The following is a 369-nucleotide window of genomic DNA, read 5'->3' as shown; positions in this document are numbered from 1 at the left end:
CGCATGCGCCGCCATCGCATGGCACCCACAACTCAGCAGATGCCCTTGCATCACCACCGGCAACCCTGCCATGTGCCTTCGCGGGTGGCCTTCGACGAAGGCGAAGGTACCCTGATGCTCGGCGCACCAGGCTTGATCACCGAGCACGGCGAATGGCTTGCCGTGCAGGCCATGGGTGGCGGCCAATGCGCACAGGGTGACCTGGCCGCCATTGTTGAGCGGGTCGCCCAGGCAAATGGGGTGGCTCATCGTCTTCCCGGCGCCCCATATTTGAATGGATCGGCACCGCGAGTCTTCCGGTTATGCGCGATGGCGTCGGCCGAAGGCGGCCGAATCATCTGCACGGTGACGCTGGCGTCGGCGCCGGTG

The 369-nt window shown here is 65.9% G+C and carries 1 protein-coding gene; it reads right to left on the bottom strand.

What is annotated here, in order from left to right:
• The coding region (locus PMM47T1_RS28510) for a PAAR domain-containing protein (protein ID WP_008375981.1) at window positions 1-249 on the bottom strand (249 nt) is incomplete at its 3' end.
• Window positions 250-369: the final 120 nt, after the last annotated feature.

Origin of the sequence: Pseudomonas sp. M47T1, assembly GCF_000263855.1 — a bacterium.
GTDB lineage: Bacteria > Pseudomonadota > Gammaproteobacteria > Pseudomonadales > Pseudomonadaceae > Aquipseudomonas.
The sequence above is the reverse complement of the archived record's forward strand: the minus strand, read 5'-3'. Positions and strand labels throughout refer to the sequence as shown.